Source organism: Streptomyces sp. NBC_00271 (genome assembly GCF_036178845.1).
Classification (GTDB): domain Bacteria; phylum Actinomycetota; class Actinomycetes; order Streptomycetales; family Streptomycetaceae; genus Streptomyces.
The window spans coordinates 8,359,722-8,380,824 of record NZ_CP108070.1; the positions used below are offsets into that span (position 1 = coordinate 8,359,722).

Consider the following 21,103-nt stretch of genomic DNA (forward strand, 5'->3'; position numbering starts at 1 on the left):
GGGCGTGCTGTTCCCCGCGCCTGCGAGAAGCGCTTGGCGCCCGTCTTTCAGCCCGTCCGGCGTTGGAGGACGAGGCCCTTCAGGCCGAAAGGGGGGTCTGGGGGCGCAGCCCCTGGGATGGGTCGGGTAGGGGCGGCGGGGGCGAGAAGCGCGGTTGGTGGGTCGCGGGCCGTGGGGGCTCCACCCGTGGGTGGAGAGATGGGGTGGGTGCGGATCCACCCGCGATCCACCCCGGCTCCGATCTGCTGAGCTGCCGATTTCCGTAGCGTCGAAGGCGTCGACAGCGCTCGCTGTCGGAACCCGCTCTTCCTCGCCCACGGAGGTCGTGATGTCCGGGCTCGTCAATGCCTTGGTGATCCTCGCCGTTGTTGTGCTGGTCATCGCGCGCCAGTTCCGTACGCGCCGGATCAGCACGGACAGGCGCTGGTGGATCGTGCCCGTCGTCCTGGCCGTGATCGCTCTGCGGGAGCCGGGCCTGATCGACATCCACCATCGGACCGAGGCGATTCTGCTGCTGGGGGCGGAGCTGTTCATCGGGCTGGCCACCGGAGTCGCGTGGGGGTGGACGACACGGATATGGGCGGAGCCGGACGGCTCGGTGTGGAGCAAGAGCACCAAGGCCAGCGCGGCCGTCTGGGGCGTGGGCATAGCCCTGCGGCTGGGACTGTTCGGCATCGGCACCCTGTTGGACGTCCATCAGGACAGCTCCGCCCTGTTGCTCGCCCTCGCGGCCACTCTGCTGGTCCGCTCCGGGATCCTGGCCTGGCGCTCTCAGTCTCTGCACCCGGCCGTCGCGCAGGCGACGGCGTACGGTGACGACGTGCCCCAGGGCTCGTGGAAGGAGCGCGTGTGACGGAGAACGCCTTGAAGCGCTGGCCCTCCCGCGAGGCGCTGTCCCGAGCGGGAATGGTCAAGTCCAGGCGCGCGCTCGCCTGGACCGTGCGCCTCTTCGCCCTCGGCCTGCTCCTGTGGACGACCTTCGCGAGCAGCCATCTGGGCGCCTGGAAGATCGCGGCGGGCGCTCTGGGGGTCCTCGTCTGCGGGCTGGCGGCGTGGGCCTTCTGGCGGACCACGCTCGAACACCGTCTGCTGCCGTCTCTGGCGCTGCTCGCCCTGCTGCTCGCGATAGCGACGGTGGGAGTGAGCACGGGCTTCCGGGTGCCGGCCATCGTCCTGTGGTGCGGGTGCGCCATCAGCGCCATGGAGAGGCTGCCTCTAGTGGCGGCACTACCTGCGACCTCCGTGGCACTGAGCGCGTTCGCGGCGGTCAACAACGACGTCTGGCTGACCACGGCGGCCACCGCCGGAGGGCTCGCCCTGGCCGGATACGTGCTGCGCCTCGACGCGGAGGCCCGCGGCAGTGCCCAGCGGTTGCTCGCTCAGGAGCGGGCGGCTCGTGTGGCCGAGGCGGAATCCGCGGCGCTCGCGGAGCGGGCCAGGATCGCTCGGGAGATCCATGACGTCCTGGCGCACAGTCTCTCGGCGCAGATGGTGCATCTGGAGGCGGCTCGGCTGCTGATCGAGCGGGGCGGCGACCAGGAGCAGATCCTCGAGCGGGTCGTGGCGGCACGGAGGATGGCCCGTGAGGGGCTCGCCGAGACCCGGCAGGCGCTCTCCGCCCTTCGCGGGGAGATGTCCCCGGTGGAGGACTTCCTGAGCGAGCTGGTCGCCACGGCGGACGGCGCCGACATCACCGTCGCGGGTGAACGGCAGCCGCTGCCCGCCGAGGCCTCGCAGGCGGTGCGCAGAGTGGCGCAGGAAGCCCTGACGAACGTCCGCAAGCATGCGCCGGGCGCCAAGGTCCACATGCGGCTCGAGTACGGCGAGCACGAAGTGACCCTCGGCGTACGGGACTCGGGAGGGCCGCCGGGCGAACTCAGCGGTGCGGGGGCCGGGTACGGTCTGCTGGGCATGCGGGAGCGTGCTGAGCTGCTGGGCGGCTCGTTGGAGGCCGGGCCGGACGAGGAGGGGTTCGTGGTGACGCTGAGGGTGCCCGTATGACGGAGGAGGAGACCAGGAAGCCGGCTCGGGTCGTGGTGGCGGACGACCAGACCGTGGTGCGCGAAGGCATTGTGATGCTGCTGGGCCTGCTGCCGGGGATCGAGGTCGTGGGTGCGGCCGGGGACGGCCACGAGGCCGTGGCGCTGGTGGCCGAGCTCGCCCCGGACGTCGTGCTGATGGACCTGCGCATGCCGCGCTGCGACGGCGTCGAGGCGACCCGGCGCATTCGCGCTGAGCATCCGGGGACACAGGTCGTCGTGCTCACCACGTACGCGGACGACGAGTCGCTGTTCCCCGCGCTCAGAGCGGGAGCCCGTGGCTATCTCACGAAGGACGCGGGTGGCGACGAGATCGTGCGCGCGGTGGAAAGCGTGCTGTCCGGTGACGCGGGACTCTCGCCGAGCATCCAACGACGACTGCTGGAGCGGCTGTCGGAGCCGGCGCCCGCGGCCGTTGCGCCCGTGGAGCCGCCCGATGGGCTCACCACGCGGGAGACCGAGGTGCTGCTGCTCATCGCCGAGGGACTCACCAATCAGGAGATCGCCCGCAGGCTGCATGTCTCCCCCGCCACCGTGAAGACCCACATCAACAACCTCTTCGCCAAGACGGGCCTCAAGGATCGTGCTCAGGCAGTGCGCTACGCCTTTGGGAAAGGTCTCGTACGGCCACCGACGGGATGAGTCACCTGATGGGGTGAAGAGCGCGGAGAGAAGAGTCCGGGATCTTCCCGATCTGTCCATCCTTGGGCACGCGGCGAAAAAGGGCCGCGGACAAGGAGAGTTCGGTGGAGAAGCACGACGGTCGCGATACCGGGGAGGCCCGGTTCGATGACCCCTGGTACGACGCGCTCGGCTCCGGCTGGGGTGAGTTGGACGGCACGGGCGCGCCCGCTCCCGCCGTACCGTCCGCGCGCCCGGAGCACGAAGGTCGCACGGGCGGGACGGCCGACGTCTATCTGGAGGTGCAGCGCAGCGCGGCCTTCCAGGAGGTGCGCGGTCGGTACCGGAGGTTCGTGGTGCCGGGCGTCGCCGTGTTCTTCACCTGGTACGTGAGCTATGTGGTGACCGCGACGACGGCGCCCGGGTTCATGGCCCGGCCCGTCGCCGGCGCGGTGAACGTGGCGATGGTGGCGGGGCTCGGGCAGTTCCTCAGCACGTTTCTGTTCACGTGGGCGTACGCGCGGCATGCGCGGCTGCGCAGGGACCGGGCCGCGCTGGATCTGCGCTGGGACACCCAGGAGCTGACCCGGAGCGTCAGAGGTGGTGAGCGGTGACCGGCAACCATCAGACACTGGCGTTGCTGCTGTTCAGCGCGTTCGTGGCGGTGACGCTGGGGATCACGACGTGGGTGAGTCGAAACCGGCACGGGTCGGCCGAGGAGTTCTATGCCGGCGGGCGGTTGTTCTCGCCGATGGAGAATGGTTTTGCCATTTCGGGCGACTACATGTCGGCGGCGTCGTTCCTGGGGGTCACGGGGCTCATCTCGCTCTACGGCTACGACGGGCTGCTGTACGTCGTCGGGTTTCTCGTCGCTTGGTTGGTCGTCCTGTTCCTGATCGCCGAACTGGTGCGCAACTGCGGGCGGTTCACGCTCGCCGACGTCGTCGCGGCCCGGATGAACGAACGGCCGGTGCGGATCGCGGCGGGAACCTCTTCGGTGACCGTGTCCGTTCTGTATCTGGTGGCGCAGATGGTGGGCGCGGGCAGTCTGGTCGCGCTATTGCTGGGAGGTTCGAGTGAGGCGGCGCGTAACTGGACGGTGATCGGCGTCGGCGCGCTCATGGTGATCTATGTGTCGCTGGGAGGGATGCGGGCCACCACGTGGATTCAGATCGTCAAGGCGGTCCTGTTGCTGAGCGGTTCCATCGCCTTGACCGTGCTCGTCCTGGTGCGGTTCCACGGGGACGTGAACGAGTTGCTGCGTTCGGCGGCGGAGCGCAGCGGCCATGGTGACGCGTTTCTCGCACCCGGGTTGAAGTACGGCGGGGACTGGACGGCGCGCTTCGACTTCATCAGCCTCGGTCTCGCGCTGGTGCTCGGAACGGCCGGGCTGCCGCACATCCTGTCGCGTTTCTACACCGTGCCCACGGCACGGGCAGCGCGGCGCTCGGTGGTCTGGTCGATCGGGCTCATTGGGGGCTTCTACCTGATGACGATCGTGCTGGGCTTCGGCGCGGCGGCGATCGTCGGCCCGGAGGCGGTGCGGGGAGCGAACGCGGCGGGCAACACGGCGGTTCCGCTGCTCGCGCTCGATCTGGGCGGCGGCGCGGACTCCGCCGGAGGAACGGTACTTTTTGCGGTCGTCGCGGCCATCGCCTTCGCTACGATCCTCGCGGTCGTCGCCGGGATCACTTTGGCGTCCTCGGCGTCCGTGGCCCACGACCTCTACGCCTCGATGCGCCGCCGGCATGCGAAGCCCCGCAGCGAGGTCGCCGTGGCGCGTACGGCGGCGGTGGGCATCGGGGTGGTCGCGATCGCGCTCGGGCTGCTGGCCCGCGATCTGAACGTGGCCTTCCTGGTGGGCCTTGCCTTCGCGGTCGCCGCGTCCGCGAACCTGCCGGTGCTGTTGTACTCGCTGTTCTGGCGGAGTTTCACGACCCGCGGCGCCGTGTGGGCCGTATACGGCGGCCTGGTGCCCGCGCTGCTGCTCGTCCTGCTGTCGCCGGTGGTGTCGGGGAGTCCCGATTCGCTGTTCCCGAGCGTGGACTTCCAGTACTTCCCGTTGCAGAACCCCGGCCTGGTGTCGATTCCGCTCGGCTTCCTGTCGGGCTGGCTGGGCACGGTGACGTCCGCGGAGCCGCCGGACGAGGCCAAGCATGCCGAGACCGAGGTGCGGTCGCTGACGGGTGCCGGCGCGGTCTGAGGCGGCCTCAAGGGTGTGTCCGGGGGCGCCTCCAGCAGCGGGGGTCAGCGACGTACGGCCCAACGACGTACGTCGTGCGCCGGGTGGGTGTCATGGGCTCGGTGTACGACGTACGGCGTGGGGCTAGGGCGCCACCCAGGCGTACCGGTGTTCCGGGCGGCCCGTGTCGCCGTACTTGAGCGAGAGGCGCAGCCGTCCCGCCTGTTCGAGGTGGCGCAGATAGCGCTGCGCGGTGGAACGGCTGAGCCCGGTCTCGGCCGCGACCTCGTGGGCCGACAGCGGCTGGTTCGCGCGGTGGAGGACACCGCAGATCAGGTCCGTGGTGGGTTCCGAGTGGCCGCTGGGCAGCCCCGGCGACGACGGGACGGGCGTGGTGCGCAGGGCGCTGAAGATCCGGTCGACCTGCTCCTGACCCGCCACGCCGCGCCCGCCGACCCGGTCGACGGTGCGCCGCAGGGCCGCGTACGAGTCGAGGCGGGTGCGCAGCGCGGCGAAGGTGAACGGCTTGACCAGATAGTGCAGGGCGCCCAGGCGCATCGCGGCCTGCACGGTCGTCACATCGCTGGCCGCGGTGATCATGATGACGTCGGTGCCGTGGCCGCGTTCGCGCATGCGGTGCACCAGTTCGAGGCCCGTCTGGTCGGGCAGATAGTGGTCGAGCAGGACCAGGTCGACGGGCGCGCGCTCCACGGCGGCCAGGGCCTGGGCAGCGCTGTGCGCGCGGGCGGCCACCCGGAACCCGGGAACCTTCCCCACGTACTTCGCGTTGATCTCAGCGACGCGGAAGTCGTCGTCCACGACCAGGACGTCAATCATCGGGCCTCTTTCTCTCAAGGCCTGGCGAGCGTTAAGCCCGTGTTTCGGCTCCGCTGTTGTAGCGCGAGCAAAACGAGCACAACAGACTCTTGCAAGCATAAGAAAGCCTTGCGCCCAGAAGACTGATGCTGTGGCCCGCGCCACATCTACGGTCCCGGGCCATGAGCGCAGACACCAGCCCCGCCATTGAGCTGCGGGGCGCGAGCAAGATCTTCAAGACCCCGTCAGGGGGTCTGCACACGGCGGTCAGGGAGCTCGATCTGACCATCGGCCGTGGCGAGTTCGTGGCCGTCGTCGGCCCCACCGGCTGCGGGAAGTCCACGACCCTGACCCTGGTGAGCGGTCTGGAGGAGCCCACCGAGGGCGAGGTCCTGGTGGCCGGTGAGCCGGTCGCGGGCGTCGGCGACAAGGTCGGTTTCGTCTTCCAGCAGGACGCCACCTTCCCCTGGCGGACGGTCCTGTCCAATGTCATGGCGGGCCCGCGTTTTCGCGGTGTTCCGAAGACGGAGGCCAAGCAGCGGGCCCGCGAATGGCTGGCCAGGGTCGGTCTGTCGGCCTTCGAGGACCGCTATCCCCACCAGCTCTCCGGTGGTCAGCGCAAGCGCGTCGCCCTCGCCGCGACCTTCGTCAACGACCCCGAGATCCTGCTGATGGACGAGCCGTTCTCGGCGCTCGACGTGCAGACCAGGGCCCTGATGTCGGACGAGCTGCTGGAGCTGTGGGAGGGCACGGGCGCCTCGGTCGTCTTCGTCACCCACGACCTGGAGGAGTCCATCGCGCTCGCCGACAAGGTCGTCGTGATGACCGCGGGCCCCGCCACCGTGAAGCAGGTCTTCGACATCGATCTGCCGAGGCCGCGCAAGGTCGAATCGGTGCGCCTGGAGCCGCGGTTCATCGAGATCTACCGTGAGATCTGGGAGTCCCTCGGTGAAGAGGTCCGCATCACCCGAGAGAGGGGCGCCGCGAATGTCGCCTGACGTCATGCCCGAGACCGTCGTCGCGGCGACCGCCACCGAGCTCGCCAAGCCGGGACGCGCCCACAACCGTGCTCGTGCCGCCCGCAGACGCAGGATGATCGTCGCCGCCGCCCGTGCGGTGCTCCTGGTCGCCGTGCTCGGCCTGTGGGAGGTGTTCGCGCGCGCCAAGATCATCGACCCGTTCAACTTCTCCATGCCGTCGAAGATCTGGGACCAGGTCTACACCTGGGTGACCCATGGGACGGCGCTCGGCTCACTCGGCGAGCAGGTCTGGTACACGCTCCAAGAGGCACTGCTCGGCTGGGTCATCGGAGTCGTGGCCGGCGTGGTCTTCGGTATCGCGCTGGGCCGCATCGCCTTCCTCGCCGATGTCCTTGGTCCATACATCAAGGTGCTCAACTCCATACCCAGGATCGTCCTCGCGCCGATCTTCGTGATCTGGTTCGGGCTCGGGCCGGCCTCCAAGGTCGCCTCGGCCGTGGTCCTGGTCTTCTTCCCGGTCTTCTTCAACGCGTTCCAGGGTGCCCGCGAGGTCGACCGGAACCTCGTCGCCAACGCCCGGATCCTGGGGGCGAGCGACCGCAGGGTGACGCTTCAGGTCGTCATCCCCTCCGCCACCTCGTGGATCTTCACCAGCCTCCACGTCAGCTTCGGCTTCGCCCTCATCGGTGCGATCGTCGGCGAGTACATCGGCGCCACCAAGGGCATCGGCCTGCTCGTCGCCCAGTCCCAGGGCACCTTCAACGCGGCCGGTGTGTACGCCGCGATGGTCATCCTCGCCGTCGTCGCCCTGCTGGCCGAAGGGCTGCTCACCTTCGCCGAGCGCCGCATCTTCCGCTGGAAGCCGTCGGACTCCGAGAGCTGATCGGCAGGCAACACCCGCCCAGGGTGCCCGTTTTCCTCTCAGGGCTCTCCAAGGCGCCCGACTTCCTCTCCACGCTCTCCAGGGTGCTCCCTTTCCGCTCAACGCTCCCCAGGGCACCCCTTTTCCCGCACTGCCCTCTCACAAGGACGTGACCCATCATGCGCAAGACCGCCAGATACTCCGCGCTGGCAGCCGCCGGTCTGCTCGCCCTCTCCTCGCTCACCGCCTGCGCCAACGACGCGGCCTCCACCACCGCCGACTCCGGCAGCAACGGGGGCGGCGGCAAGGGGGAGCACGTCAAGATCATGGTCGGTGGCCTGGACAAGGTCATCTACATGCCGGCGATGCTCACGCAGCGGCTCGGCTACTTCAACGACGAGGGTTTGGATGTCGAACTCCTGAGTGAGCCGGCCGGTGTGCAGGCGGAGACCGCACTCGTGTCCGGACAGGTCCAGGGAGCCGTCGGCTTCTACGACCACACTCTCGACCTGCAGACCAAGGGCAAGGCCGTGGAGTCCGTCGTGCAGTTCTCGCACGCGCCCGGCGAGGTGGAGATCGTCTCCAACAAGCGAGCGGAGGACATCACCTCGCCCAAGGACTTCAAGGGCAAGAAGCTCGGCGTCACCGGGCTCGGTTCCTCCACCGACTTCCTCACCAAGTACCTCGCGGTCAAGAATGGTGTGAAGGTCAGCGAGTTCGCGCCGGTCGCCGTCGGCGCGGGTCCGACCTTCGTCTCGGCGCTCCAGAAGGGGGCCATCGACGGCGGCATGACGACGGACCCGACCGTCGCCACCGTCCTGCAGAAGGGCCTCGGCAAGGTGCTCGTCGACATGCGTACGCCGAGTGGATCACAGGAGGCGCTCGGCGGTCCGTATCCCTCGTCCAGCCTCTACATGCAGACGGACTGGGTGAACGGCCACAAGGAGACGGTCCAGAAGCTGGCCAACGCCTTCGTGAAGACCCTCAAGTGGATGTCCACGCACAGCGCCTCCGAGATCGCCGCCAAGATGCCTGCCGACTACTCCCAGGGCAACAAGACGCTCTACGCGACCGCCATCCAGAGCACGCTGCCGATGTTCACCAAGGATGGCGTGATGCCCGTGGACGGCCCCGAGACCGTCGAGAAGGTACTTAAGGCGTTCAACCCCAACATCAAGAACGCCAAGGTGGACCTGAGCAAGACGTACACCACGGAGTTCGTGAAGAAGGCCGTCACTGGCTGAGGAAGAAGGCCACCAAGGACACCGCTGGCGGAGAAATGAAGGCCGCCACTGGTCCTGCTCCAGGTCCAGGTCCAGGTCCTGGTCCAGAGCGGGGCGCGGCCTCTTCCCCCGCCCCGTGGCCCCGCCTTCGGGATCTCCCCCTCTTCGGCCGTGCCCTCAGGCGCGGGTCGCCCAGACGTAGCGATGCTCCGGGCGGCCCGCGTCGCCGTATTTGAGGGTCAGCCTGGCCCGTCCCGTGCGCTCCAGGAGCTTCAGATAGCGCTGGGCGGTCTGTCGGCTCAGTCCGGTCTCCTCGGCGATCTCCTGGGCCGACAGCGGCCCCTCGGCGGTCACCAGGGCCCGCCGGACGAGCTCCGCGGTCGTGGGGGAGTGCCCTTTGGGCAGGTCCGGCTCCGCACTCGCCGACAGGGCGCCGAAAATCCGGTCCACCTGGGCCTGTTCGGCCTCGCCGCCGACGTCGAGCGTGCGGCGCAGACCCGCGTACGCCTCCAGCTTGGCCCGCAGGCCCGCGAAGGCGAACGGTTTGACCAGGTACTGCAGGGCGCCCTGCCGCATGGCTGCCTGGACGGTCGAGATGTCGCGGGCCGCGGTCACCATGATGACGTCGGTCTGGTGGCCGCGCCGCCGCATCTCCTGGACGACCGCGAGGCCCGTCTCGTCGGGCAGGTAGTGGTCCATCAGGACCAGGTCCAGGTGGGGCAGCGTCTCTATCCCGTGCAGCGCCTCGGCGGCGTTGTGCGCCTCGCCGGCGACACGGAAGCCGGGCACCTTGTCGACGTACGCGGCATTGACCCGCGCGACCCGCGTGTCGTCGTCCACGACCAGGACCTCGATCATCGCGACTCCTCCTCGGCGGTCGTGGCGGCGGTGGCGCCGGTGGTGTTCTGGGAGAACGTGTCCGGCTGTCGTACGAGTTCCGGTGCGGGCCCGCGGCTGGGTTCGCCCTCCGGGCCCGGCATGAGGCCTTCCGCCGGCACCAGACCTTTCGCCGGCATCAGACCTTCCGCCGGCATCAGACCTTCCGCCTGCACCAGGCCTTCCGTCGGCACCAGGCCTTCCGTCGGCACCAGGCTTTCCGTCGGCCCGAGACCGGCCTCCGTGAGCGCTTCCGGCAGTACGACCGTGAACTCCGCGCCCCCTCCGTCGGCCTCCGCCGCCTCCGCGCTGCCTCCTTGCCGCTCGGCGAGCCGGCGCACCAGGGAGAGCCCGAGTCCGCGTTTGCCGTGCGCCGGTGGCTTCTTGGTGGACCACCCGTCCGTGAAGATCAGCTCCCGCCGCTCCGCCGGAATTCCGGGCCCGGTGTCCCGTACGCGCAGCACGGCCGTGCGTCCCTCGGCGCGCAATTCGACCTCTACGCGCGCGTGCGGGGTGCCCGCGACGGCGTCGAGTGCGTTGTCGACCAGGTTGCCCACGACGGTGACCAGCCCCCGCGGGTCGACCAGCCGGTCGGGCAGCCGGGTCCCGTCCGCGACCCAGAGAGCCACCCCGCGCTCGGCCGCCACCGTGGCCTTGCCGACCAGCAGGGCGGCCAGCAGCGGATCGTGGATCTTCTCGGTGACCTGTTCCGCGGTGACCCTGTGGTCGCCGACCACCTCGCCGACGAACTCCACGGCGTCGTCGTACATCTCCAGCTCCAGCAGCCCAAGGACCGTGTGCATCCGGTTGGCGTGCTCATGGTCCTGCGCGCGCAGGGCGTCGATCAGACCGTGGGTCGAGTCGAGTTCACGGCCCAGTTGCTCCAGTTCCGTGCGGTCGCGCAGGGTGGCCACGGCGCCGCCGTCGTCGGTCGGCATGCGGTTGGCGACCAGGACGCGCTGACCGCGCACCGTCAGCAGATCCGTGCCGGTGACCCGTCCGGCCAGCACATCGGTCGTGCGGCCCGGCCCGAGCACGTCGTCGAGCGGCTGCCCGATGGCCTCCGCGTCGAGCCCGAGCAGGCGCTGCGCCTCGTCGTTGAGGAGCCGTACGCGGCCGACACGGTCCAGGGCGATGACGCCCTCCCGAATGCCGTGCAGCATCGCCTCGCGCTCCGCGAGCAACGCCGAGATGTCGGAGAACGCCAGGTCACGGGTCTGTCGCTGGACCCGACGGGAGAGCAGGTACGCGGCGAACGCGCCGACGGCCAGGGCCCCGCCCGCGTACGCGAGGAGTCCCGGGATCGAGTGGATCAGCCGGGCGCGCACACTGTCATACTCGATGCCCACGGAGACCGCGCCGATGATGTGCCCGTCGGCGTCGCGCAGCGGTACCTTGCCGCGGGCCGAGCGCCCCAGCGTGCCGCTGTCGATCTCCATGACGTCCTCGCCGGCCAGGGCCTTCTTGGGAGAGGTCGAGACGACCCTGCCGATCTGCGAGGTGTCCTTGTGCGACCAGCGCACCCAGTGCGTGTTCATCACCACGACGTACTCGGCCTTGCTGGCCTTGCGGATCCGTTCCGCGGCGACCTGTACGGGGCCGTTCACGGACGGCAGGGTCGTCTGCAGGTCCCTGGCGATCTGCGGCTGGGCCGCCGTGGTCTGCGCGATCGCGAGTGCTCGGTGCATGGCCTCGTCGTCGAGCTGGGCACTGAGCGGGGCGAGGAACAGCCCGGTCGCGAGTACGGCGACCCCGGCGGCTATCGCCACCTGCATCAGCAGCACCTGTGAGAACGCCCGCCGCGGCAGACCGAGGCGCAGTCGTCGTGCGGGGGGAGTGGGGCTCATACCCATGACGGTACGGGGGAGCGCGCACCGGGCCGAAGGGAGTGTGGCGTGGATCTCTTGAGTGGCGTGTGCGGAAGCTGTGGTCGGCGGGTAGGGGCCGGCCTGCTCAGGAGTCCTGGTCAGCAGGCTACGGGGATCGTGGCCCGGGGCATCTCCCGTACGGCCACCACGTCCATCCGGGCCGGGGAACCCAGCGCCGAACCGCAGCTCTCCGGGCGGGGCGGCAGTGAGGCGCCCTGCGCGACGATGACGCGCCACAGGCGCCCGTCGGTGTGGGCGACGGTCACCTCCCAGCGCGGCGCCGCGCCCTGCGTGCGGACCACGCCGAGGGCTTCCGCGGCGTGCTCCCCGCAGGCCCTGCGCACGGCCAGCTCCGCCGCCTGCCCGGGCCGCTCCCACGCCGAGTTGCCACGGCAGCCCTCCGTGACGACGCGGCCGTCCCGCACGCCTTCGAGGATCTCCTTGACCGCGTGGGCCTCGGCCCGCCCATAGGCGTATCCGTACGGCAGGACGAGCAGGGTGGGCGAGAAGCGGTGGCCGCCGAGATGGGTGACCTCCCACGCGCCCGCCACGCCCGAGGCGGCGAGTTCCGCCGCGAGGGGGCGGCCCAGGAGCGCGCAGCAGCGGTCGCGCTTGCCGTTGGTGCAGACGAGCGCGAGCGGGTCGCCCGTGTGGAGCCGACCCTGGAGAGCCGCGTCGAAGGTGCGCGGGTCTCCCGTGCCGAGCGCGGTGAAGTCCAGGTCGAGCAACCGCTCAGGAGCGCACGTCGTGGCGCTGTGCAGCCACACGTTGCCCGGGGTGGTGTGAGCCGCGTACACCTGGCGCTCGGCGGGCGTACCGCAGTCGGCGTGCCGCCCGGGGCGGCGGATGAGTGCGATCCGCACCCCGGTGCCCTGGGCCGCGGCTTCGAGCGCGCGGCCGAGCGCCGGGTCCAGGTGGCTCGACGTGAGCGCCTTGGCACCCCAGGGGCCCGGCTGTTCGAGGAGCAGCCATGTCCTCGCGGTCGCCGCGGTTCCTGCGAGGGGCTCGTCGAGGTCCCGGGACGCGGTCGTGCACGTACTCACAGAGGTGAGCCTAACCTGACTTCGTCCAGGGCGACTTCCGACCGTGAGTATGGGGCGCACTTTGGGCGCATTCGGAGCGCTGTGGGGCGCTCCGGGGCTCACTCGGGGAGCGGCTGCGGCGGTCGCGCTCCTACGTAGTGGCCGCTCGGGCGCATGCGCAGTGGGCGTGCCTCGTACTCCTCCAGGGTGTGGGCGATCCATCCTGCTGTTCGGGCGACGGCGAAAACCGTCTCTCCGGCGGAGGCGGACATGCCGGAGGAGACCGTGAGGACGGCCAGCGCCAGGTCGACATTGGCGTGCAGGGGAGTGTGCCGGGCGGTGGTGGTCACGATGTCCTGGGCCGCCGTCAGGGCGGGCGCCGCGCCCGGGACCTCCTCCAGGAGGGCGAACAGGGCACGCGCGCGTGGGTCCTCGCCGGGGTAGAGCCGGTGGCCGAGCCCGGGGACACGGCGCCCGGCGCGCAGTTCGTCGGCGACCACGGGGGCCGCGGTGCCCTGGTCGAGGACGTCGAGGAGCAGCCGGTGGGCGAGGCCGCTGGCCGCGCCGTGCAGGGGGCCTTCGAGCACGCCGAGGCCCGCCGAGACGGCGGCGTACGGGTGCGCCCGTGCCGAGGCGGCGACCCGCACCGCGAGTGTCGAGGCGGCCAGGTCGTGGTCGACGAGCAGGCCGAGTGCCGTGTCCAGCACGCGCAGTGACGCCTCGTCGGGAGTCCGGCCGGTGAGGCGTCCCCACAGTCTGTGGGCCAGCGGGCCTTCGTCGCGGTGGTCGTGACGCAGGGTCGGGAGGGCGGCGACGAGGGTGGGGATGAGGGTGCGCGCGGTGCCGAGGACGGCGCTCTCCGAGAGGTCGAAGCGCAGTGGATCGGCGGCCGAGGCGGCGATCGCGGCGACCCGGAGCCGGTCCGTGGGGCCGCTGTGCTCGGGCAGCGCGTCCACGGCGCGGCGGGCGGCGGTGACGGACGCCTCCGGGGCGGTGAACGTGACGCCGGGGCGCAGCTCTCCGGTCCACAGCCATTCGGCGATCTCTTCGTAGGAGTGACGCGCGGCCAGTTCGGTCGCGTCGACGCCGCGGTAGTAGTACCGGTCCTTGTCGATGAGCGTGATGCGGGTACGGACGGACAGTTCGCCGCCGGTGCTCGAACTCCCGCTGGAATCACGCCTGTTGCGCCGGGCGAGTGCCTCCACCTCCTTGGCGTCGAAGGTGCTGCCGCGGCCTCCGGGGTCGCGTCGGCTGCCGAGCTGACCGCGACTCACATACGCGTACACGGTCTCGGGCTTCACGCCGAGCAGCTCGGCGGTCTCCCTGGTGCTGAGCCGCCGGCCTTCGTGGCCTCCGCGCCCTCCAGGCCCTTCAGGCCCTCCAGGTCCTTCGTGTCCCTCGTGCGTCGACCCTGCCGGTCCGTGATCCCTCATGGACGCCACCGTATCTGTGTATCGGCATATTGATTCAATCAATATTGACATCGATCCAGTCAAGCATGGACAGTTGAATCAAGTTCAGGGAGGAAAGCATGCCGAACAACCGGGCCGCGACCGCACCGTCCTTCACTCCTGTCGACGTACCGAGAGGACTCTCGGGCGTCGTCGTCACCGACACCGCACTGGGTGACGTCAGGGGGCGGGAGGGCTTTTACCACTACCGCCAGTACTCGGCCGTCGAACTCGCGCAGACCCGCGGGTTCGAGGACGTCTGGCATCTACTGGTCCACGGTGAACTGCCGGACGCGGCGCGCGGTGCCGCCTTCGCCGCCCGGACCGCGGCACTGCGTGGGCTGCCGGAGGAGGTGCGCGTGGCGCTGCCGGCGATCGCCGCGGCGACCGGACCGTCCGGACCGCTCGCGGGACTGCGGACCGCGTTGTCACTGCTCGGCGCGTCGTTGGGGTTCCGCCCTGTGTACGACGTCGACGTCGACCGGCGTCGCGCGGACACGCTCGCGGCGTGTGCGGCCGTGCCGACGCTGCTCACCGCGCTGTATCGGCTCGGGCGGGGGCTGGAGCCGGTGGAACCGCGTGACGACCTGCCGTACGCAGCGAACTACCTCTACATGCTGACGGGCTCGGAGCCGGACCCGGCGCGGGCCCGGGCGGTCGAGCAGTACTTGATATCAACCATTGATCACGGATTCAATGCGTCAACCTTCACCGCGCGGGTGATCGCGTCCACGGGGGCGGACGTGGCCGCGTGCCTGGTGGGCGCGGTCGGGGCGCTGTCGGGCCCGCTGCACGGTGGTGCGCCGAGCCGGGCCCTGGACACCCTCGACGCGATCGGTACTTCCGACCGCATCGACTCCTGGATCCGTGAACGAGTCCTCGCGGGCGATCGCATCATGGGCTTCGGACATGCGGTGTACCGCACCGAGGACCCCCGCTCCCGCATGCTCCGCGGTATCGCCCGGCAGTTCGGCGGTTCTCTGGTCGATTTCGCCGTCGAGGTCGAACACCGGGTGGAGGCGATCCTGGCCGAGCTGAAGCCCGGCCGCGAACTCCACACCAACGTGGAGTTCTACGCGGGCGTGGTCATGGAACTGTGCGGTCTCCCACGGGAGATGTTCACTCCCACCTTCGCCGCGGCCCGCGTCGTCGGCTGGAGCGCCAACATCCTGGAACAGGCGGAGGACCCGAAGATCATCCGTCCGGCGGCGCGGTATGTGGGGCCGGTTCCGCCGGTGGCGGTGCCGATGGCCGGCTGACGCGACCCAGTGGCGTGACACGTGAAGGGCCCGGCATCACGTCGATGCCGGGCCTGGACGTCGTGGGCCGAGGGGTACCGGACGGAACTCCGACCTTCAGTTGCCCGTGATCGGTTCCTGGAGCCGTGCCTGGATCGGTTCCCGGATCGGATCCTGGTTCAGTTCCTGGCGGCGGTGACGTCAAGCATCAGGGATGTCCTTCTTCGCGCGGAGCAGGGTCTCGCGCGTGATGATGACGATCCGCTCGTAGTCGGCTCGTGCGGCGTCGGGCGGAAGCTCGGGGTCGAGTTCCTTGGTGGCCTCGCGCCCAATGACAGCGAAGCTGCCGTCGCTGAGCTCGAAGATGTCGGGGCACGACTGGCCAGTGGCGCTGCCGCGCTCGCGTGGTGTAGCCCCGACACGTCGCACGATTTTCACGGAGTGGTACCAACCTTATGGCTCGGACTGATGGGTGCCTCCGAGCCGCGGGTCCTCGGAGCGTGACTGACTCCGAGCGGAGATGTTCGTCGGAGGCAAGAGATCTGTCTCCGAGCGCAGGGGTGTTCGTCGGAGTGCCCGTAGACCGGGCAGGCGACAATTTAGCGCTTCTTGTTGCCCATGGTGCGCAAAGCAACCAAGCAGTCGAGTGAACTTTGGCATCTTCCCTTGACGAAAAGTAGCATTGGGGTGATACGTACGCGTCGAGGTCACTGGCGGCGCACTCCCGCGCGTGCGGGGCGTCCGGCTCACGCCGCCAGTGGATGCGTGGTGACCTGCGGCGTCATGTCCCACGCCGGAACACCTTTTCCACGGTGCTGCATATGCGCGCCAGGACGCGGTACGCGTCGCCGCGTTGGTCGGCGTTGGGGCTGAGACAGGCGACCAGTACGGCTATCAGGACGGGAAGCAGGATGGCAGCCACGACTGCCACGGCATATGTCGTGATCTCCACGGGGTGATACCGACCTTATGGCTCGGAGTGATGGGTGGCTCCGAGTCGCGGGGTCCTCGGAGCGTGGCTGACTCCGAGCCGAGATGTTCGTCGGATGCAAGAGGTCTGTCTCCGAGCGCAAGGGTGTTCGTCGGAGTGCCCGGAGGTCCGGACGGGCGACAATTTATCGGCTCCTGGTGCCCGTGGTGCGCAAGGAGACAATGGGCAGCGGAGTGCACCTCGGCATCTTCCGTTGACGGCACGCGAGGGCCGTGTGCAGGGCGCACCAGGGGTCAGGGCGTCTCTTCGTCCGGCTCCCCCACGACCCACCATTCGTCGGTGTCGGAATCAGTCTGATCCTGGATCAGGCTGTCCATCATCCGGCCCAGTTCGGCCTCTTCGGAGGAGTCGGGCAGGCTCTTGCGGTGGTGTTCCGTCGCCACCCAGTACGCCCGGAAGATCTGGTTCTGACACATGATGCGGAAGTGGCCGTGCAGCTCCGCACGCGTCAGAGCCCCGATCCGGTGGAAATACAGGGCGTTGATGTAGAGCGCGTTGGCGAAGAGGTACTGCCGCTGCTCCTCGGAGCTGATCTCCGTCTCGTACGTGTTCAGGACGGCGGCGAGGGCGGGATCGTCCATGGCCTTGCACAACAGATCGAAATGGAGCCGGTGCTGCTCGGTGAGCACGGCGCGCCTGCGCTGCCGTGAGCTGCGTTCCGCGACGGCGTTGGCTGCGAGGGCGAGCTTGGCCCAGGCACCTGAGCCAAGCCTCCGTATCGCGGAATTCTGTGTGGCCATGTCAACCCCCGAATCAGGCGACCGTTCCGCCGGTCGTCGGTTGTGGGGCGACAGGGAGCGGACCGGCGAGCGGTGGGCGGCGCGCTTGCCGTCTCCCAGTTTTGCCGAGCGGCTCTGATCGGCGGGGAGGCGGAGAGGAGGCGCACGGAGGGAAGTGCGGGTCGCGTTTCCCGGCGCCATGCCCAACGTGTGCCCCGCGAGCGCCGCTAACAATCGTTCACTTCGCGGGGATTCCTCCCGCTCGTATCCTTGGTCGGCAGCCATTACCCGTACGAGCGCCGGTCCACGAGCCGTCCTCGTCCACGAGCCGGTTCATGAGCCGGAGCACGCGTCGGTGTGAAAGAGGTCGCCCGTTGAGCCAGCCCAGCCCGCAGCAGGTCCCGATCGATCAGACCTCAGGTCAGGTCCTGATCGACCAGACCTCAGGTGACCAGGTCCACGGCGACGGAGCTTCCGCCCGGCAGATCCCGGTCGTCGTCCTCGCCGGCTTCCTCGGCTCAGGCAAGACCACCCTGCTCAACCACCTCCTGCACCGCAGCGGAGGCAGCCGCATCGGCGCCGTCGTCAACGACTTCGGGGCGATCGAGATCGATGCGATGGCCGTGGCCGGGGCGCTGGGGGACTCCACCGTCTCGCTGGGGAACGGATGCCTGTGCTGCGCCGTTGACGCCAGCGAGCTCGACGAGTATCTCGGTCGGCTGACCAGGCCCTCGGCTCGTATCGACGTCATCGTCATCGAGGCGAGCGGCCTCGCCGAGCCGCAGGAGCTCGTGCGGATGGTGCTGGCCAGCGAGCATCCGCGGATCGTCTACGGAGGGCTCGTCGAGGTGGTCGACGCGGCCGAGTTCGACGCTGCGCGCGAGAAGCATCCCGAGATCGACCGGCACCTCGCCCTCGCCGACCTCGTCGTCGTCAACAAGATCGACCGAGCCGAGGACGGCGAGCGCGTGCTGCGCACCGTACGCGGGCTTGTCGACCGGGCCGCCGTCGTGCCCGCCACCTACGGCCGCGTCGATCCCGAGTTCCTCTTCGACTGCAGGCCGAGCGAGGAGCGCATCGGGCAGCTGTCCTTCGACGACCTCCACCGGCACGACGAGAGCGGTCCCCAGGGGCACCACGACCACCTGCACTCCGCCTACGAATCCCTCTCCTTCAGCTCCGAAGTGCCGCTCGGTCCGCGGGAGTTGATGAACTTCCTCGACAGTAGGCCCGAGGGGCTCTACCGCATCAAGGGCTACGTCGATTTCGGCGTCCAGGACCGGGACAACCGGTACGCCGTGCATGCCGTCGGGCGGTTTCTGCGCTTCTACCCGGAGCCCTGGGCCTTGGCCGAGCCGCGCCTCACCCAGCTCGTGCTGATCGGCTCCGGCATCGACACCGCGGCTCTGGCCAAGGAGTTGGAGGCGTGCCAAGAGGACGTCCCACACGCCGACGAACACAGCATGTGGGGCGTCCTCCGCTACGTGCAGGACAGCCACGTACAAGACCGCTACGTGCAGGACAGCCACGTACAGGACGAGGAGCCCGACGGTCTCGAAGAGACCGGTTGATCTACACCGGGCCCGCCACCACCGACACCGTCTTCGCCAGCGACACCCCCGAGCCGTCACGGCGCGGGTCGATCTCCGGCAGCTCGGCCGGTGTGCCGTTCTTCTGCGCGGCCCGGGCCGGAACCGCGCCCGCCCAGGCCAGCGACAGGCAGTCCTCGCCCTTCAGGAACCGCTGGCAGCGCACGCCACCCGTGGCGCGGCCCTTGCGCGGGTACTGGTCGAAGGGCGTCAGCTTGGCCGTGGTCTGGACGGAGTCGTCCAGCGTGCCGCGTGAGCCCGCCACCGTGAAGACCACCGCGTCCACCGCCGGGTCGACCGCGGTGAAGGAGATCACCTTCGCGCCCTCGGTGAGCTTGATGCCCGTCATGCCGCCCGCCGCCCGGCCCTGCGGGCGGACCTGCGAGGCCTGGTAGCGCAGCAGCTGGGCGTCGTCGGTGATGAAGACCAGGTCCTCCTCGCCGGTGCGCAGTTCGACCGCGCCGACGATCCGGTCGCCGTCCTTGAGGGTGATGACCTCCAACTCCTCCTTGTTCGAGGGGTAGTCGGGGACCACACGCTTCACGACGCCCTGCTCGGTGCCGATCGCCAGACCGGGCGAGGACTCGTCGAGCGTCGTCAGACAGACCACCGTCTCGTCCGGCTCCAGGGAGGACAGGAACTCCGTGATCGGCGCGCCTCCGGAGAGGTTGGGCGCCGACGCCGTCTCCGGCAGCTGCGGCAGGTCGATCACGTTCAGCCGGAGCAGTCGGCCCGAGGACGTGACCGCCCCGATCTCGCCGCGGGCCGTCGCCGGCACCGCGGAGACGATCAGGTCGTGCTTGGTGCGCTTGGCGTCCTCGGCCTCCCCGAAGGGGTCGCCGTTGGCCGTACGAGCCAGCAGGCCCGTCGAGGACAGCAGCACCCGGCACGGGTCGTCGGCCACCTGGAGCGAGACCGTCGCGGCGGGGGTGCCCGCGGACTCCAGAAGCACCGTGCGCCGGTCGGTGCCGAACTTCTTGGCGACCGCGGCCAGTTCTCCGGAGACCAGCTTGCGCAGCTCGGCGTCCGAGTCGAGGATGCCGGTCAGCTCGTCGATCTCGCCGTTGAGCCGGTCGCGCTCCGACTCCAGCTCGATGCGGTCGAACCTGGTCAGGCGGCGCAGCGGCGTGTCCAGGATGTACTGCGTCTGGATCTCGGAGAGGGAGAAGTGCTCGATCAGGCGCTCCTTCGCCTGCGCCGAGTTGTCGCTGGAGCGGATGAGGCGGATGACCTCGTCGATGTCCAGGAGGGCGACGAGGAGGCCCTCGACCAGGTGGAGACGGTCGCGCTTCTTGCCGCGGCGGAACTCACTGCGGCGGCGCACGACGTTGAAGCGGTGGTCGAGATAGACCTCGAGGAGCTCCTTGAGGCCCAGGGTGAGCGGCTGACCGTCCACCAACGCCACGTTGTTGATGCCGAAGGACTCTTCCATCGGCGTCAGCTTGTAGAGCTGCTCCAGGACCGCTTCCGGCACGAAGCCGTTCTTGATCTCGATGACCAGGCGCAGTCCGTGCGAGCGGTCGGTGAGGTCCTTGACGTCGGCGATGCCCTGGAGCTTCTTGGCGTTGACCAGGTCCTTGATCTTGCTGATCACCTTCTCCGGGCCGACGGTGAAGGGCAGTTCGGTGACGACGAGGCCCTTGCGGCGCGCCGTGACGTCCTCCACCGACACCGTGGCGCGGATCTTGAAGGTGCCGCGGCCCGACTCGTAGGCGTCCCTGATCCCGGTCAGGCCGACGATCCGGCCGCCCGTGGGCAGGTCGGGGCCCGGCACGTACTTCATCAGCGTGTCCAGGTCGGCGCCCGGATAGCGGATCAGGTGGCGGGCGGCCGCGATGACCTCGCCGAGGTTGTGCGGCGGCATGTTCGTCGCCATACCGACGGCGATCCCGGACGAGCCGTTGACCAGCAGGTTCGGGTACGCCGCCGGGAGGACGTCCGGCTCCTGCTCCTGGCCGTCGTAGTTCGGCGCGAAATCGACCGTGTCCTCGTCGATGGACTCGGTCATCAGTGACGTGGCGTCGGCCATCCGGCACTCGGTGTAACGCATGGCGGCCGGCGGGTCGTCATTGCCGAGCGAGCCGAAGTTGCCGTGGCCGTCGACCAGCGGCAGGCGCATGGAGAACGGCTGGGCCAGGCGCACCAACGCGTCGTAGATCGACGCGTCGCCGTGCGGGTGGAGCTTACCCATGACCTCGCCGACGACGCGGGCGCACTTCACATAGCCGCGGTCGGGGCGCAGCCCCATCTCGTTCATCTGGTACACGATGCGGCGGTGCACGGGCTTGAGGCCGTCACGGGCGTCCGGCAGGGCTCGCGAATAGATGACCGAGTACGCGTATTCGAGGAAGGAGCCCTGCATCTCGTCCACGACGTCGATGTCGAGGATCTTCTCCTCGTACGAGTCGTCGGGCGGCGGGGTCTTCGTGCTGCGGCGGGCCATCGCTGCTGCGGCTCCTTCACAGTCTCTGCCGGGGCATGAACGGGTTCTGACGCGCACCATTGTGGACCGCCGCACTGACAACGCCGACCGCGACCCGTCCATAGAGGCTCCGCGGAGCCCGGTTCCGCTCGCTCACGGTGACCGGAAGTCCGGCCTCCCACCTCAGGAATTCTCGCTCTCGGC

General features: G+C 69.5%; 19 protein-coding genes. 10 read left to right on the forward strand and 9 right to left on the reverse strand.

Features of this window, described 5'->3' with window-relative positions:
• Nucleotides 1-328 precede the first annotated feature (328 nt).
• The 5 genes from OG798_RS37870 (at nt 329) to OG798_RS37890 (ending at nt 4,863) form a co-directional block, all read left to right on the forward strand.
• Nucleotides 329-853: a DUF1453 family protein gene (locus tag OG798_RS37870; RefSeq protein ID WP_121414819.1), complete on the forward strand. Its 525-nt coding sequence runs from the start codon at nt 329-331 to the stop codon at nt 851-853.
• The gene (locus OG798_RS37875) at nt 850-2,001 is read left to right on the forward strand and encodes a sensor histidine kinase (protein WP_328758407.1); all 1,152 of its coding nucleotides are present in this window, start codon (nt 850-852) and stop codon (nt 1,999-2,001) included. Before OG798_RS37870 ends, OG798_RS37875 begins: the two co-directional genes overlap by 4 nt.
• On the forward strand, nt 1,998-2,681 hold the full coding sequence (locus OG798_RS37880) for a response regulator transcription factor (RefSeq protein WP_097224585.1): 684 nt from the start codon (nt 1,998-2,000) through the stop codon (nt 2,679-2,681). The genes OG798_RS37875 and OG798_RS37880 overlap by 4 nt, the downstream gene beginning before the upstream one ends.
• Nucleotides 2,682-2,785: 104 nt before the next feature.
• Complete coding sequence (locus tag OG798_RS37885) at nt 2,786-3,274, forward strand: DUF485 domain-containing protein (RefSeq protein WP_257016552.1); 489 nt, start codon at nt 2,786-2,788, stop codon at nt 3,272-3,274.
• The gene (locus tag OG798_RS37890; RefSeq protein WP_121414817.1) at nt 3,271-4,863 is read left to right on the forward strand and encodes a solute symporter family protein; all 1,593 of its coding nucleotides are present in this window, start codon (nt 3,271-3,273) and stop codon (nt 4,861-4,863) included. Before OG798_RS37885 ends, OG798_RS37890 begins: the two co-directional genes overlap by 4 nt.
• Before the next feature lie 123 nt (nt 4,864-4,986).
• On the opposite strand, the gene OG798_RS37895 is transcribed toward OG798_RS37890, so the two are convergent.
• On the reverse strand, nt 4,987-5,679 hold the full coding sequence (locus OG798_RS37895) for a response regulator (protein ID WP_054229901.1): 693 nt from the start codon (nt 5,677-5,679) through the stop codon (nt 4,987-4,989).
• Nucleotides 5,680-5,840: 161 nt separating this feature from the next.
• Between OG798_RS37895 and OG798_RS37900 the strand changes: the two genes are divergently transcribed.
• The 3 genes from OG798_RS37900 to OG798_RS37910 all read left to right on the forward strand — a co-directional run bounded on the left by OG798_RS37900 (nt 5,841) and on the right by OG798_RS37910 (nt 8,744).
• Nucleotides 5,841-6,656 carry an ABC transporter ATP-binding protein gene (locus OG798_RS37900; RefSeq protein WP_054229902.1) on the forward strand — a complete coding sequence of 272 codons (816 nt, stop codon included), beginning with the start codon at nt 5,841-5,843 and terminating at the stop codon, nt 6,654-6,656.
• The gene (locus OG798_RS37905) at nt 6,646-7,521 is read left to right on the forward strand and encodes an ABC transporter permease (RefSeq protein ID WP_121414816.1); all 876 of its coding nucleotides are present in this window, start codon (nt 6,646-6,648) and stop codon (nt 7,519-7,521) included. Before OG798_RS37900 ends, OG798_RS37905 begins: the two co-directional genes overlap by 11 nt.
• A 158-nt stretch (nt 7,522-7,679) precedes the next feature.
• Nucleotides 7,680-8,744: an ABC transporter substrate-binding protein gene (locus OG798_RS37910; RefSeq protein ID WP_095852202.1), complete on the forward strand. Its 1,065-nt coding sequence runs from the start codon at nt 7,680-7,682 to the stop codon at nt 8,742-8,744.
• A gap of 156 nt (nt 8,745-8,900) precedes the next feature.
• Here OG798_RS37910 and OG798_RS37915 read toward each other — a convergent pair whose 3' ends face one another.
• The 4 genes from OG798_RS37915 to OG798_RS37930 all read right to left on the reverse strand — a co-directional run bounded on the left by OG798_RS37915 (nt 8,901) and on the right by OG798_RS37930 (nt 13,922).
• Complete coding sequence (locus OG798_RS37915) at nt 8,901-9,581, reverse strand: response regulator (RefSeq protein ID WP_095857726.1); 681 nt, start codon at nt 9,579-9,581, stop codon at nt 8,901-8,903.
• Nucleotides 9,578-11,446, reverse strand: coding sequence for a sensor histidine kinase (locus OG798_RS37920; RefSeq protein ID WP_328758408.1), 1,869 nt, complete (start codon nt 11,444-11,446; stop codon nt 9,578-9,580). The genes OG798_RS37915 and OG798_RS37920 overlap by 4 nt, the downstream gene beginning before the upstream one ends.
• 119 nt (nt 11,447-11,565) lie before the next feature.
• Nucleotides 11,566-12,510 (reverse strand): sucrase ferredoxin, encoded by a 945-nt coding sequence (locus tag OG798_RS37925; RefSeq protein ID WP_328758409.1) that lies wholly within the window; start codon nt 12,508-12,510, stop codon nt 11,566-11,568.
• Nucleotides 12,511-12,608: 98 nt separating this feature from the next.
• The gene (locus tag OG798_RS37930; RefSeq protein WP_443053948.1) at nt 12,609-13,922 is read right to left on the reverse strand and encodes a citrate synthase; all 1,314 of its coding nucleotides are present in this window, start codon (nt 13,920-13,922) and stop codon (nt 12,609-12,611) included.
• Nucleotides 13,923-14,020: 98 nt separating this feature from the next.
• Here OG798_RS37930 and OG798_RS37935 point away from each other — a divergent pair, with 98 nt between their 5' ends.
• The gene (locus OG798_RS37935; protein ID WP_095852199.1) at nt 14,021-15,199 is read left to right on the forward strand and encodes a citrate synthase/methylcitrate synthase; all 1,179 of its coding nucleotides are present in this window, start codon (nt 14,021-14,023) and stop codon (nt 15,197-15,199) included.
• A 180-nt stretch (nt 15,200-15,379) separates the two neighbouring features.
• Here the strand turns inward: OG798_RS37935 and OG798_RS37940 are convergent, their stop codons facing one another.
• The 3 genes from OG798_RS37940 to OG798_RS37950 form a co-directional block, all read right to left on the reverse strand.
• Nucleotides 15,380-15,616, reverse strand: a complete 237-nt coding sequence (locus tag OG798_RS37940) for a hypothetical protein (protein WP_054229908.1) — start codon at nt 15,614-15,616, stop codon at nt 15,380-15,382.
• 343 nt (nt 15,617-15,959) lie between these two features.
• Nucleotides 15,960-16,100: a hypothetical protein gene (locus OG798_RS37945; protein WP_179436418.1), complete on the reverse strand. Its 141-nt coding sequence runs from the start codon at nt 16,098-16,100 to the stop codon at nt 15,960-15,962.
• Between the two features lie 302 nt (nt 16,101-16,402).
• Nucleotides 16,403-16,909, reverse strand: a complete 507-nt coding sequence (locus OG798_RS37950; RefSeq protein WP_095852198.1) for a DUF6082 family protein — start codon at nt 16,907-16,909, stop codon at nt 16,403-16,405.
• A gap of 410 nt (nt 16,910-17,319) precedes the next feature.
• On the opposite strand from OG798_RS37950, the gene OG798_RS37955 reads away from it, so the two are divergent.
• The gene (locus OG798_RS37955; RefSeq protein WP_328760125.1) at nt 17,320-18,459 is read left to right on the forward strand and encodes a CobW family GTP-binding protein; all 1,140 of its coding nucleotides are present in this window, start codon (nt 17,320-17,322) and stop codon (nt 18,457-18,459) included.
• A 1-nt stretch (nt 18,460) separates the two neighbouring features.
• Here OG798_RS37955 and OG798_RS37960 read toward each other — a convergent pair whose 3' ends face one another.
• Nucleotides 18,461-20,920 (reverse strand): DNA gyrase/topoisomerase IV subunit A, encoded by a 2,460-nt coding sequence (locus OG798_RS37960; RefSeq protein ID WP_095852196.1) that lies wholly within the window; start codon nt 20,918-20,920, stop codon nt 18,461-18,463.
• Between the last annotated feature and the right edge of the window lie 183 nt (nt 20,921-21,103).